This window comes from Micromonospora sp. DSM 43699 (assembly GCF_055517075.1).
The window spans coordinates 1-12,772 of sequence record NZ_JBTMMT010000111.1 but is presented as its reverse complement, the minus strand read 5'-3'; the positions used below and the strand labels follow the sequence as shown (position 1 = coordinate 12,772).

Below are 12,772 nucleotides of genomic sequence, written 5' to 3'. Positions count from 1 at the left end.
GGGGTTGGGGTGCACGGGGACCTCCCGGGTTGGTGTGGCGCGGGGCGTCACGTCCGGTTCAACCCTCTGCGGCGAGTGGCGGTTACGCCTGTTTGCGCAGGTGGGGCGGGGTGATGCGGTGACGCCATCAGATCGAGAAGGCCCGACGCCTGCCGCAATCTCCGCTACGTCGGGCCCTGGCGTGATGCGGTGACGTCATCAGCTCGAAAGGGCCCGACCCTCAACCCCGTTGCCCGGCGGGAGCAGGTCCGGGTCGGGTTGTTCCAGGCGGGCGGGAGCTGCGCTGGGCGGACAGGGAAGCGGCCGAGAGGGCTGCGGATGGCAGCCCGGGGGTCGGGTGGGGAGACATGCGATGAGACGGTCGGGGGTCGGGCGGTGAGGCGGTCGGGGGTCGAGGGTCGGGCGGTGAGGCGGTCGGGGGTCGGGGGTCGGGCGGTGAGGCGGTCGGGCGATGAGGCGGTCCGGGGATCAGGTCGGGAGGTCGGGGCGGTCGCGGCGGACCACGAACGCGTCAGGCATCCGGAAGGTGAGGTTGTCCGGGCACCACGGCGGTCGGACCACCGTCACAGCGTCCAGCAGCGGTGCCGCCTCGGCGACCACCACCGCCGCCTCCAGCCGGGCCAACTGCGCGCCCACGCAGCGGTGTGCTCCCGCGCCGAAGGCCAGGTGCCGACGGGAGCCGCGCTGCCCGGGGCGGAACCCGGCCGGGTCGGCCACCAGCTCCGGGTCGCGGCCGGCGCGGGCCAGCCACAGCAGCATCGCGCTGCCCCCGGGCACCGGCGTGCCGCCCAGCGTGGTGTCGGTCGCGGCCACCCGTCGCCAGGTGACGATCGGCGGTTCCAGCCGCAGGCCCTCCTCGACCACGTCGGCGACGGCGACGGTGCCGGCCCGGAGTCCGGCGCGTACCTCGGGCTCGCGGGTGAGCCGGTGCAGCAGCAGGGTGAGGAACTGGCTGGTGGTCTCCTGGCCGGCGACCAGCAGGAAGAACAGCGCCCCGACCACCACGTCGGGGGAGTGACCGGCGGCGCGCAGCCGGGCCGCCAGCCCGCCACCGACAGCGGCGAACTCCCGCAGTACGGCGTGGAACCGGCCCACCTCGACGGCGAGGGCCTGCTGGCGGTCGGCGTCCAGGGGCGCCCAGAACAGCTCCAGCGCCGCCCGCGCGAAGTCCTTCACCGCGCCCACCGGGGCGGCCGGCAGCTCGACCAGCCGGGCCAGTGCCAGCAGCGGCAGGTCGGCGGCGAGCCGGGCGTGCAGGTCGACCGGTCGCCCCGCGTCCAGCTCGGCGGCGATCCCGGCCACCCGGTCCCGGACCAGCCCGGTCAGCCACGGCCGCTGGGCGGCCACCCGGTCCGGGTGTAGCGCCTCGGCGACGATCGCCCGGATCGCCGGGTGGCTGGGGCCGGCGTTGTTCGCCAGCGTCGGCGGCAACCGGAACCGGTGCCCGGTGAGCACCCGCAACGCGGCCACCGGGATCGGGGTCACCGCGTCCAGGGCGTTGTCGGGCCGCCAGGTCACCGGGTCGGCGAGCACCTGCCGGACAAGCGTGTGCCGGGTCACCACCAGGTGGACGCCGTCGACCCGGTCGACGACAGTGGCCACGTCCGGCCAGGGCCCGTCGACGGCCTTCTCCCATCCCCGGAACAGCACCCGGTCACGCTAGCGGGCGGCCCCCGGCGGGGCGGGGTCCAGCTCCCAGACGGTGGTGCGCTTCACCCGTACGCTCTCCAGCGCCACCGGCACCGGAACGTCGTAGGCGGCCAGCTCACGGAAGCGTTCCCGGGGCAGGAACGCCCGGCCCGGGTCGCCGACCAACACCCGGGCACCGGACCGGGCGGCCCGCAGCAGGAAGCGCAGCACCCGGCGGGCCATCGCCTCGCTGTAGAAGACGTCCCCGGCGAGCAGCACCTCGGCGTCCCCGGCGTCGCCGTCGAGGACGTCGGCCAGCTCGGCGTCGACGCGTACCCCGTTGGCCTCGGCGTTGAGCGCGACGGCGGCGACGGCCCGCTCGTCGATCTCCACCGCCCGGACGGCCGCCGCGCCGGCCTTCGCGGCGGCGATGGCGACCAGGCCGGAGCCCGAGGCGAGGTCGAGCACCCGACGTCCGGCGACCGATCCCGGGTGGTCGGTGACGTACCGGGCCAGCCCCTGCCCGCCGGCCCAGGCGAAGGCCCAGAACGGCGGCGGCTGGGCGCTGCGGAACTCGCCCTCGGTCAGCTCCCACAGGCCGATCGGCTCGTCGGCCTGGTGCAGGCGGACCTCGGGTACGAAGGCGACCGGGGTGAGCCGGGCGTGCAGCCGGACGAAGGCCGCGGAGAGTTCGGACACCCGCCCAGGATGTCAGTCCCGCGACGGCCGCCCCGGCGCGCCCTCTCCCACCCGACCGAGGGTGCTACGCCACATCGCTGTTCGGCGTGTCGGGGGTGCCGGGTGACCGGTTCACCACTGTCGGTGTTAACCCGCCCCGCACTTGCCGCTCGGCGCGAACACGCCCGTCTACCGGCTTCCCCATCCTCCTCATAGCGTGGCGAGTGGACAAGACCGACGGGAGGACGAGGCGGTGGTGATGGTGTGGCGGAACGCGCTACGGGTCGGGGCGGTGCTGGCCTGCCTCACGGGGACAGGGCTCGCCGGGCCGGCACCGGCTTCGGCGGCGGACCGCTTCGCCACCGAGCTGAGTGGCCTGCCGGACGAGTTCACCGCCGGTGACCAGGTGCGAACGGTCTCGGCGGTGGTGTCCCGCAAGGGCAACGGCGGCTGTGTGAAGGTCCGCTGGTCGATGGTGCTCTCGGTGCAGGGGCTGCGACTGGACCAGGTCAAGATGGACCGGGTTGAGGAGACCGGCTCGTTCCCGCTGGACATCCGGGCCGAGGGGGCGGTGGCCCGGCTGACCGACCGGCAACTCGACCCGGGCACCCTCTGCCCGGACCGCACGGTCACCGCCACCTACCGGGTGGCCTTCGCCGAGGACGTCACCCGCGGGCGGATCACCATGGCCGCCGAGGCGTACGACCCGAACCTGCGGCTGCTCGCCCGGCAGAGCGCCACCCGGCAGGTGGTCGGTACGGCACCGCCACCCACCACGGCAGCGCCCGAGCCGACCACCGCGTCGCCGGAGCCGACCGAGGAGGCGCTGGAACCGACCGGGGAGGAGACCGAGCCGACCGAGGAGGCGCTCGCCGAGGTGCCGCCACCGGCCTCGGCGAACCGTTCGGCCAACCAGAGCGGGGGCTTCGGGGTGGTGCAGGCGGCCTTCCTGCTCGGCGGCCTACTGCTCTTCCTCGGCGTCGGCCTGCTGATGCGGCTGCGGCAGCTCACCCGGACCGCGTCCGACGGTGTCGAGGGCGATGCCCGCCCGGCCCGTCGGCCGGTCCGCTGGACCACCGTACGACGGTGATCGGGGGCCGCCGGGGCCGGGTGGCGCCACCACCCGGCCCCGGCGGGTTTCACTTCCCGAACACCTGGAACTCGGCGATCCGCACCTGGTCGCGCGCCGGGCTGGCGGTCGCGCAGTCGGTCCGGGTCGCCGGGTCGTCGTCCTGCTCACCGGCGTACGCCGGGCCGCCGGTGCACTGGCTGGCCAGCACCTCCAGCTTGACGTGGGTGGCGACGGTGGCCGGCACCGGGAACGACCGGGAGATGAGGTCCCGGGTGTAGGCCCGGTACTTCCCGCCCGGGAACGCGTCGTCGGCGCTGGTGTAGATCCGGGTCCAGCGGGCCGGGTCGGCGCAGTCGGTGGTGGTCGCGTCGCAGGCCGACACCGCGAACGACCGCAGCGCGCTCAGCGCGTTCTGCGCGCCCGGGTCGGCGTCGCCGGTGATCGCCGGTCGGAGCATCGCGCTGACGTTTACCCGCTGCACCGACTGCGGCGTGCCGCCGGGCAGGGTCACGGTGACCTGCCTACCGGCGACCCCGGTCAGCGACGCCCAGTTGGTGGCCTCGGTGTCGTCGCCGATCCGGTCCAGGTTCACCCCGTCACCGGCGATCGTCGCCCCCGACGCGGTGGACGCCAGGTTGCGGCTCAACCGCAGGTCGACGTACCCCTGCTGGCCGGCCTTGGCGACCACCTCCAGCCGTTGGTGGCCGAAGCCGGGCGCGACCGCCAGCACCTGGTACGTCCCGGCGACGGCCTCGAAGGTGGCCGGCAGCGGGGTGGCCGGGTCGGTGTCGGCGACCGGGGTGGCCCGCGCCTCGTAGTCGCCGACGTAGAGCCGGATCGGCGCGTCCGTGCTGTCGCCCCGGGGGCGCAGCGTCAGCGTGGCGTTGCCGCCGGCCGGGCTGGCGAAGCTCGGGGTCGGGTCGGTGTCGGCGGCACCGACGGTGGCGGCGTCCCGGCCCATCCCGGAGCGGGCGAACTCGGCCCAGATCAGCTCCTGGTTGGCCCCGCCGAAGCGCAGCCGGTCGGCGGTGAGCAGGTTGTCCCGCATGTCGAGCATGCTGACCTGGCTGGCCGCCTGGAGCAGGAACGAGTCAAAGACCAACTGCACCCAGCGCCTGTTGCCCGGGCAGTTCTCGGCGGGCACCCGGCCCTGGGCGCAGTCGAGCTGCCGCTGCGGGGTGCCCAGGCCGTACTTCTTGACCAGGGCGGCGCGGATCCGGAAGTTGGTCGCGCCCCAGATCTCCCCGTCGGCGTGTACCGCCGGGCCGCCGGTGTTGTAGCCGACGTCGGAGTAGTTGAGCGGGCTGCGGCTCAGGTCGTAGTTGCGGATGCCGCTGACCAGGTTGCCGGTGACGTAGCCGCCGGTGACGAAGGGCGTCTCACCGGGGGCGCGCAGGCCGTGCTCGTAGAGGTACTCGGCGGCGAGCAGGTCGCTCCACGACTCGCCCATCGACCCGCCCTGGTGCCCGCCGATCCCGGTGTCCGGGCCGGCGATCATCCGGTTGGTGATCGCGTGGGTGTACTCGTGGCCGATCACCGTCATGTCGTAGTCGCCGTCCACACACGGCGGGTACGGCCCACCGGCCTGCGGCTGCCACAGGTACATGTTGGTGCTCGGCGGCAGACCGTCGCGTGGGGTGGACTGGTTGGCGTTGTTCCGGTTGCCGCTCAGCGCGCCCTGCTGCGCCCGCCCCTGCTCGGCGTCGCCACCCAGGCCGGCACCGCCGACGTTGACCGCCTGGAGGTTCCAGGTGGCCTCGGTGAAGCCGAGGTGCCAGGCCCAGTCGTGCATCCGGTGGTGCATGGCGAACAGGTTGGCGGTGGCGGCGTCGGCGTCGTTGCGCTGGGCGGAGGTGAACGCCGCCGGGTTGCAGCGGGACTGGTGCCACTGGTCGGTGAACGGGTACTCGTAGCGCCGGTCCGGGCGGTCGGGGGCGTTGACCAGCGGGCTGCCGGCACCCCAGGAGACCACCGTGTTGGCCGAGTTGCCCCGGGTGGTGCCGGTGGGTGCCCCGGTGGCCAGGTCGACGTCCCAGGGCTGCCCGCTCGCCGGGTCCCGGAAGGCGGCGGCGCAGTCCGGTGCCGGGGTGGCGCACCAGCGGACCCGGGGGTCCTGCCCGGCGGCGAGGTCCTGCGGCGGGGTGGCCGGGTAGACCGCCCAGCTCGGGTTGTCGGAGTCGAAGTCGACCAGGTCCTCGCGGACCAGCACCTTCCCGCTGATCCCGTCGACGTAGGTGGTGAAGGCGGCCGGGTGGTCGCTGTCCCGGCCGATCAGGGTCACCTCGTACGCGGCCCGGGTGCCGTCGACGGGGGTGGGCACGGCCACCTGGCGTACCCGGTGGCTGGCCACCGCGGCGGCGTCCAGGCCGGCGTCGGCGAGCGCGTCGGCGTACGCCTGCGCGGCGGTGCGGGTGGCCGGGGCGGGTGCGGCGGCGTCCCGGGACAGCGACGAGCTGACCGAGAGCACCGTGCCGTCGGCGACCGCCACGGTGACCAGACCGTCGTGGCCGGCGGGCAGCCCACCGAAGCGCTGTCGCAGGGTGACCACCGCACCGTCGCCGATCCGGCGGACCAGGAGCCGGTCCAGCGCGGCCACCGCGTCGGCGTCCAGCCCGAACAGGTCCCGTTGGTCGGTGAGGTAGCGCCGGGCGGCGGCCTCCGGGTCGGCGGGCAGGCCGGTGGCGAGCCGGGCCGGGCCGAGGGCGTGCGGGGTGCCGAACCGGTTCCACCGCACCGGGGCGTCGGTGGCGCGGGCCAGGCTCCGCTGGCGGGTGTCGGGTGCGGCCGTACCGGTGCGGTTGTCGACGTCGGCGGCCTGATGGTCGTCGGCGAACGAGCCGGAGCGGCCCGGGGCCGGGGCCGCGGTGTCGCCCGGCGCGGCCGTGGCGGTGCCCCCGCCGGGCAGCAGGGCGGCGACCACGGCGGCGGTCGCCAGTACGGGAACGAGCCGGCGTCGGGGCCGGCTCGTTCGGGGTGTCCACTCCGGTCTGGGCACGGAACCTCCTTGTGGGAGCGGGGACCGGCGCGTCGCCGACCCGGCGCAGGCGTGGGTACGCATGCGCATTCGTGAATACCAGTCCGATCGGACGGAGGCAATGGTGGCTGAGTGGTCGGTCAGTCGAGCTGGGCGGGATCGAGGCCCAGTTCCCGGGCGGTGACCAGCCGGATCCACTCGCCGAACTGTCGCCGGGAGATCACCCGCTCGTGCACGGCGAGCTGGACGGCGAGCCCGTCCATCACCGCGTTGATCCGCCAGGCGGCCCCGGCCGGGTCGGCGCACTCGAAGGTGCCGTCGGCCACCCCGGCCGAGATCACCGCCGCGAGGTCCTGCCGCCAGCGCAGGTCCAGCCGCCGGCAGACCTTCTCCAACTCGGGGGTACGCAGCGACTCCGCCCAGCCGTCGATCCACATCGCCCAGGGGCGGCCGGTGGGGGTGTAGAGACGCAGGATGCGCCGGAGCTTGGCCAGCGGCGGGGTGGTGGAGCGGAGCACCGCGTCCAGCCGGGACAGCTCCTGCTCGGCGGCGTACGCGAACGCCTGGGCGAGCAGCCGCTCCTTGGTGGCGAAGTGGTAGAAGACGAGCGCCTGGCTGACCCCGGCGGCGGCGGCCACGTCGGCGGTGCGGGTGTTGGCGAGTCCACGCTCGACGATCACGTCGCAGGCCGTGCGCAGCAGGGAATCCAGGCGGACATCGGCGGCGGCACGTCTCGTCACGTCGCTACGGTAACCTATCGACGCGAGCACAGGGAGTTACCGAGCCGCCGGATCGGGCGGGCCGGAGTCGGAAGCCGGACAGCATCCCGTCGGCGCGTCGGATACCTTCCCGACCTGCTCACAATGGGTGTGAATCGCTGGCCACATGACTGCCGACCAACTCTCCTAGGATGCTCTGGACAGTGTGGTGCCGGTCACGGGTCGCCGGGCCGGACGCGCCGGTGGTGCCCCGAGTTGGCATCGGTCCGACCGCTCGGCTAGAGTTTCCATCCGTCACCGGGTGAGCCCGGAGGCAAGCGGACGTAGCGCAGCTGGTAGCGCATCACCTTGCCAAGGTGAGGGTCGCGGGTTCGAATCCCGTCGTCCGCTCGGAGCTGCCGCCACGCATGACGGGGGCAACCTCGGTGGGGTGGCCGAGAGGCGAGGCAACGGCCTGCAAAGCCGTGTACGCGGGTTCAAATCCCGTCCCCACCTCGGTAACAGGCACGGGCGATTGGCGCAGTGGGAGCGCGCTTCCTTGACACGGAAGAGGTCACTGGTTCAAACCCAGTATCGCCCACACGGTCGGAAGGCCACTCTTCGGAATCCGGAGGGTGGCCTTTCCGCTGTCATGCTCCGGCTTCCGGCGACCCGCTCCGATCCCGCCGCCGGCCCGCCGTTCCTGCCGGTGGTCTTCCGCCGGTCGACAGGTCATCGCCGTGCGTCGATGTCAAGCTATCCTGGCTCCGAATTCTCCCAGGGGACGTCTCCTGACAGAGGGGGCGTCGCGACGCCGGGCGGAGTGGGGTGGGGGAGACCGGGCCACCGCCGACGCCGCTCAGGCCGCCTGGCGACGGGCCCTCGACGTGCTCGACCGGCTCGGCCACCCGGACGCCGCCCAGGTCCGACAGCGGCTCGACGGCGAGTCGGCCGTCCGCTGAGGGGTCGGCCGGGCAAGCGATCTTGCCATCGGGTAGAGTTCACCCCGTCGCCGGGGAAACCGGGCGGCACGCGGACGTAGCGCAGCTGGTAGCGCATCACCTTGCCAAGGTGAGGGTCGCGGGTTCGAATCCCGTCGTCCGCTCTCGACCATGGGCGATTGGCGCAGTGGGAGCGCGCTTCCTTGACACGGAAGAGGTCACTGGTTCAAACCCAGTATCGCCCACCGATAACCCCTGACCGGGGAGAGTTCGTCGCACGAATATGGCGGTGCAGGCCCATCCGCCGGCCGACGATCAGGAACGTCGGACCTCACCGCCCGGCGTCCACGGGCGCGGTGCCTCCGGTGTACGGGGAGACCGGCAGCTGCCGCCCGGTGAGGAAAGCCACCAGGAGACGTTCGTACAGATCCGGCTGGTCGGCGGCGATGCCGTGGCCGGCATCGGGCACGCTGACCAGTGCCGCGTTCGGCAGCGTGTCGCGGTACTCGCGGGCGACCTCCCACGGGACGAAGTCGCAGCCGCCGCGCATGATCATGGCCGGTACGGTGATCCGCCGCAGGGCCGGGCGGGGATCGGCGATCGTGGCGAAGTCGGCGACGGTCAGCTGGTTGACGTAGAAGCCCTGATGGTTGTCGTGGACCGGTGCGGAACGCCCAGCGGTGCAACTTGTCGCATCCTTGCCGAGCACCGCTATCCGGTGCATCAGTTCGTCCGCCTCGTCGTCGCCGACCAGGGCGTGCGCCGCCTGGGGGTTGATGCCCTGCAGGGCGGCCTGGGCGTAGATCCGGGGCCGGTCGACCAGCTTGTCGCGGTGCCGGCGCTGATCGGCGGTCATCCGCTCCCACGGGTCGCCCGTGCCGCCATCCGGCCAGGCCGACGGCCAGATCGGGCCGGGCGAGGTGAACGCCACCCGCTGCACGTGGTCGGGGTACGCGGCGAGGTACTGGGCCGCCAGCGAGCCGCCCCAGGACTGGCCGACGAGCACGAGCCTGTCCGCGTGGATGGCCGTGCGGATGGCGTCGAGGTCGGCGACCTGGCGGGCGACCGTGTATCCGGTGACGTCGTCGAGGCGGGTTGAGCGGCCGGCGCCCAACTGGTCATAGGCGTACACGTCGAAGCCGGCGGCGGCGACGGGGCCGGCCACGCCGGGCAGCCCGTTGCCGGGTGTGCCGGGACCTCCGTGCAGGAACACCACGGGATACGGGCGCTTCGGCCCGGTCGCCGGGAGGTGGGCGTAGGCGAGGTGGGAACCGGTCGGCAGCGTCCAGAACCGTACCCAGGCCGGTGCCGGGCCGGCCGCCGGGCGGGCACCGGGCACCAGGATCGACGTACCTGCCAGGCCTGCGCAGGCGAGGGTCACCAGCACGGCGAAGCCGGCCGTACGCCCGCGGCGGCACAGGAGGCGCCATCCGGTAGCGCCGACGCCGACCGCGGTCAGCCCCATGACCACCACACCGGCCGCGGACAACAACGGGAGCCGGGCGGTCAGTGTGGCGGCGGCCAGGAAGGCGGCCAGGCCGGCCGCGGTGGCGACGACCGGCGTGAGCACCAGGAGGAGAACACCGGTGATGCGCCGTAGAGGAGAGGACATGTCCTGAGCATGCTGGCCGGTGCGCGTCCTGCCATCGACCCGCGGAGGGGCGCACGCACCCCGGACCGTCCGCTCCGGGGCGGATCCCGTCCCCGCCGTCCGGCGGGGTGCTCAGGCCAGTCCGGGCCGGATCAGGCCGCCCTCGTAGGCCGCGATGGTCGCCTGGACCCGGTCCCGGACGCCGAGCTTCCCGAGGATCATCGCGACGTGGTCCTTGACCGTCGCCGTGCTGATGTGCAGCGCCACGGCGATCTCGGCGTTCGACAGACCGCGAGCCACCTGCATGAGCACCTGGGTCTCCCGAGGGGTGAGACGCTTGAGCCGTGCCGCCTCGGCGGGTCCGGGTGCCGCTGCGAACCGGTCGAGCAGTCTGTGCGTCACACCCGGATCGAGCATGGCGCCCCCTCCGGCGACGATGCGGACAGCCGAGGCGAGGTACTCGGGTTCGGCATCCTTGAGCAGAAAGCCGGATGCGCCGGCCCTGAGCGCGGCGTATACGTACTCGTCCAGGCCGAACGTGGTCAGCATGACCGCGCGGGTGCCCGGATGTCGTGCCGTGATGGCCGCAGCCGCGGCGACGCCGTCCAGTCCGGGCATCCGGATGTCGAGCACGGCGATGGCCGGCCGGAGCTGGGCGACGAGGCGCAGCGCGCTCTGGCCGTCGCTTGCCTGGCCGACCACGGACAGGTCCGGTTCGGCGTCCAGGACGGCGGCGATGCCCGCGCGGATGACGGGTTGGTCATCTGCGACGACAACCGTGATCAGGCCGGAGTCCGGGGCAGCCATATCCGTATCCTCTCCTCGTCTTCGGCGACGTCGGTGCGTCCGTCAGCGGCGTCGACGATGTCGCGGAGGCGCCGCACGGCATGAGCGTCCCGCACTCGGCCACCGACGACGCTGATGTCGACGCCGGACGGCTCCGTGCGCACCTCGACCAGGGCGCCGTCGTCGAGCACCGCCGCCACGGCCCGGTAGACGAGGACCTCCAGCGCTGCGGGCAACGGAGCCACCGGCGGGGTGACCACCAGCGCCGCATGCCGTCGCGTCGCCAGGTGTTCCAGGCCGAGCAGACTCGGGGGTGGTTCCGGAACCTGCTCCGCCGGAGTGTGCACCAGCACCCGTAACGCGGTAAGCGTCGCCCTGCCCTCGGCGAGCACCTCGGTCAGCCGGCCGTCCGTGGCCGCGGCGACCACGGCCATCGCGTGCCGACGCGCGTCGCGACGCAGCTCCTGACCCAGTTGCGCCCGGCTCGACGACGCCGCGCCGGCGACGACCTCCTGCTCGGCGGTGCGGGCGCGATCGTCGCGCACGGCACGACGGCGTCGCGTCCCCGCGACGACCCGACCGGCCCACCACGCCCCGAGGGTCAACGGCAGCAGCAGTACGGCGAGCACCACGGCGACCCCGAGCCGGTTGCCGTGGATGCCCGTCCCCTCGGCCAGTGCGGCACCACCCAGCACCGACACCGTGCCCGGCGCCCACCAGCCAGGCCGGCCGGTGGGGCCGTAGGCGCCGATGGAGTAGACCAGCATGAGTTCGATCCACCAGGAAGCCAGGAACACCTCGGCCGCGTTCAGGCCGGTCCATCCGGCATAGCCGGCGAGAACCCACGCGCAGAGGATGCCCGATGCGACGCCGAACGCGGGCAACGGACGGGTCCGCCGCCAGGCGAGGGTCGCGGAGTGCGAGAGCAGCGGCACCAGCAACGTCGCCGTGGCGGTGGCTCCGGACAACAGGTCCCGGTCACCGGCCGAGGGGAGCAACACCACACCGAGAGACAGCCCGGCAGCGAGTACGACAAGCGCCCGGTCACCTCTCATGGTGGCCGTTGCCGGGGCGGACCGGCCCGGCCGGGGCGACGGGATCTCGGCGCAGACCCGCCAACCATCGCCGTGCCGGTCGGCACCGAGCACGCCACCGGCGGCACGGACAGCGGCGTCGAGGCCGGCCAGTCCGGTGCCGCTGCCGAGGCCCTCGCCGACGACACGGCCCCCACCGTCCACGACCGTGACGACGAGCCGGCCGTCGCCGTGGCGCACGCGGACCTCGACCCCGGCACCCTCGGCGTAACGAGCGGCATTGGTCAGCGCCTCCCGCACCACCCGGTACACCAGCCGGGCCTGGTGGGCGGAGAGCGGCGGGCCACTGCGGTGGTACGTGCCGACGCCGTGGTCCGCCAGCAGCCGGTCGATGTCCACCTCGTCGAGCGGGTAGGTCGCGGCCCCCATGGTGACCAGCCTGTCGAGCTCCTCTACCGCTTGACGTCCCTCCCGCAGCGCGTGGGACAACGCCTCGGCGTCGCGTTCAGGGTCGGACAGCCGTAGGGCGGCCGCCGCGCCGACCACCACCGCCGTCATCCGATGCGCCGCCACGTCGTGCAGTTCGGCCGCCAACCGGCGGCGTTCGGTGGCAGCCGCGTGGGCGGGAAGCGCGTGCGCGCCGGCCTGATAGTCGCGTACGGCCCGCCGGTGGGCCAGCACCCGTCGGCGCAACCGGCCCGAGGACCACACGGCGGCGATCCCCGCGGCCAGCAGGACCGCGGTGCCTGTGGCGGGGCGGATCCCGGCTCCTCGGCCCAGGTCGTACCCGGCGCCCACCACCGGGATCGCGCCCGCCCCGATCACCGAGACCGCCGCCGTCCGGTAGACGGCCAGCGAGTACACCGTCAGCACCACCGCAACGGGGCCACAGAGCAGGTCGGCCGGGCGGAGCCCGACAGTCGACCCGGCCGCCGCGGGTACGGCGAGCCCCAGCACCGCGCACACCAGGGCACCTGCGACAGCCCGCTCGGGATTGTCGCGACGCAGGCCCACGACCACGCCGGCCAGGCATGCCAGCGGAAGGACCACCCACAGTCCCCGTCCGGCCGGGCTCGCATCGAGCCAGCCCGGCCTCAGCGGCCACCAGGCCACCTGCGTCACGACGACCGACAGGGCGGCCATCGCATCGAACCGGCGTGCCGGCAAGATCGCTGCCGGTGTCCCGGAAGCGGCCCGCGGCGTCACATCCAGGAGCGTACGGGGACCAGCAACCCACCGCGCCGGTCTCGGGAAGGGGTCCATCCCCGCCGCCAGACGGATACGGGGACTTCGCCACGGGGCTTCGCCGTGCCTGCGGCAGTGCCGCGTCGGGCCGCCCCCCCGGGGGGGGGTGCCGGCCAACGGCGTC

Annotated in this window: 8 protein-coding genes and 5 tRNA genes; 6 read left to right on the top strand and 7 right to left on the bottom strand. The window is 73.9% G+C overall.

From position 1 onward, the window contains the following. Window positions 1-468: 468 nt before the first annotated feature. Together AC0AIB_RS30095 and AC0AIB_RS30090 are read right to left on the bottom strand one after the other, a co-directional pair. A complete protein-coding gene (locus AC0AIB_RS30095; RefSeq protein ID WP_465097972.1) occupies window positions 469-1,650 on the bottom strand; it encodes a cytochrome P450 in 1,182 nt (393 codons plus the stop codon). A gap of 9 nt (window positions 1,651-1,659) precedes the next feature. Continuing rightward, on the bottom strand, window positions 1,660-2,328 hold the full coding sequence (locus AC0AIB_RS30090; protein WP_465097971.1) for a class I SAM-dependent methyltransferase: 669 nt from the start codon (window positions 2,326-2,328) through the stop codon (window positions 1,660-1,662). A gap of 196 nt (window positions 2,329-2,524) precedes the next feature. On the opposite strand from AC0AIB_RS30090, the gene AC0AIB_RS30085 reads away from it, so the two are divergent. After that, window positions 2,525-3,397: a hypothetical protein gene (locus tag AC0AIB_RS30085; RefSeq protein ID WP_328338643.1), complete on the top strand. Its 873-nt coding sequence runs from the start codon at window positions 2,525-2,527 to the stop codon at window positions 3,395-3,397. Window positions 3,398-3,446: 49 nt separating this feature from the next. Here the strand turns inward: AC0AIB_RS30085 and AC0AIB_RS30080 are convergent, their stop codons facing one another. Beyond that, window positions 3,447-6,374, bottom strand: coding sequence for a M36 family metallopeptidase (locus AC0AIB_RS30080; RefSeq protein ID WP_465097970.1), 2,928 nt, complete (start codon window positions 6,372-6,374; stop codon window positions 3,447-3,449). 119 nt (window positions 6,375-6,493) lie between these two features. Then, a complete protein-coding gene (locus AC0AIB_RS30075) occupies window positions 6,494-7,093 on the bottom strand; it encodes a TetR/AcrR family transcriptional regulator (RefSeq protein WP_328338639.1) in 600 nt (199 codons plus the stop codon). Window positions 7,094-7,389: 296 nt separating this feature from the next. Between AC0AIB_RS30075 and AC0AIB_RS30070 the strand changes: the two genes are divergently transcribed. From AC0AIB_RS30070 to AC0AIB_RS30050, 5 genes are all read left to right on the top strand, one after another. After that, window positions 7,390-7,462: transfer RNA gene (locus tag AC0AIB_RS30070), tRNA-Gly, on the top strand. Window positions 7,463-7,496: 34 nt separating this feature from the next. Then, window positions 7,497-7,567: transfer RNA gene (locus tag AC0AIB_RS30065), tRNA-Cys, on the top strand. 13 nt (window positions 7,568-7,580) lie between these two features. After that, window positions 7,581-7,652, top strand: a tRNA-Val gene (locus AC0AIB_RS30060). A gap of 431 nt (window positions 7,653-8,083) precedes the next feature. Further along, window positions 8,084-8,156 (top strand) — tRNA-Gly (locus tag AC0AIB_RS30055). Window positions 8,157-8,165: 9 nt separating this feature from the next. Further along, window positions 8,166-8,237: transfer RNA gene (locus AC0AIB_RS30050), tRNA-Val, on the top strand. A gap of 86 nt (window positions 8,238-8,323) precedes the next feature. On the opposite strand, the gene AC0AIB_RS30045 is transcribed toward AC0AIB_RS30050, so the two are convergent. The 3 genes from AC0AIB_RS30045 to AC0AIB_RS30035 all read right to left on the bottom strand — a co-directional run bounded on the left by AC0AIB_RS30045 (window position 8,324) and on the right by AC0AIB_RS30035 (window position 12,453). Then, entirely contained in the window at window positions 8,324-9,604 is a 1,281-nt protein-coding gene (locus AC0AIB_RS30045; protein ID WP_465097969.1) for an alpha/beta fold hydrolase, read from the bottom strand. A gap of 111 nt (window positions 9,605-9,715) precedes the next feature. Then, on the bottom strand, window positions 9,716-10,390 hold the full coding sequence (locus tag AC0AIB_RS30040; protein WP_465097968.1) for a response regulator: 675 nt from the start codon (window positions 10,388-10,390) through the stop codon (window positions 9,716-9,718). Next, window positions 10,366-12,453: an ATP-binding protein gene (locus AC0AIB_RS30035; RefSeq protein ID WP_465097967.1), complete on the bottom strand. Its 2,088-nt coding sequence runs from the start codon at window positions 12,451-12,453 to the stop codon at window positions 10,366-10,368. The genes AC0AIB_RS30040 and AC0AIB_RS30035 overlap by 25 nt, the downstream gene beginning before the upstream one ends. Window positions 12,454-12,772: the final 319 nt, after the last annotated feature.

Coding starts and splice junctions, on each gene's coding strand:
- AC0AIB_RS30045 (WP_465097969.1), bottom strand. CDS start 9,604: ATGTCCTCTCCTCTACGGCGCATCACCGGTGTTCTCCTCCTGGTGCTC.
- AC0AIB_RS30040 (WP_465097968.1), bottom strand. CDS start 10,390: ATGGCTGCCCCGGACTCCGGCCTGATCACGGTTGTCGTCGCAGATGAC.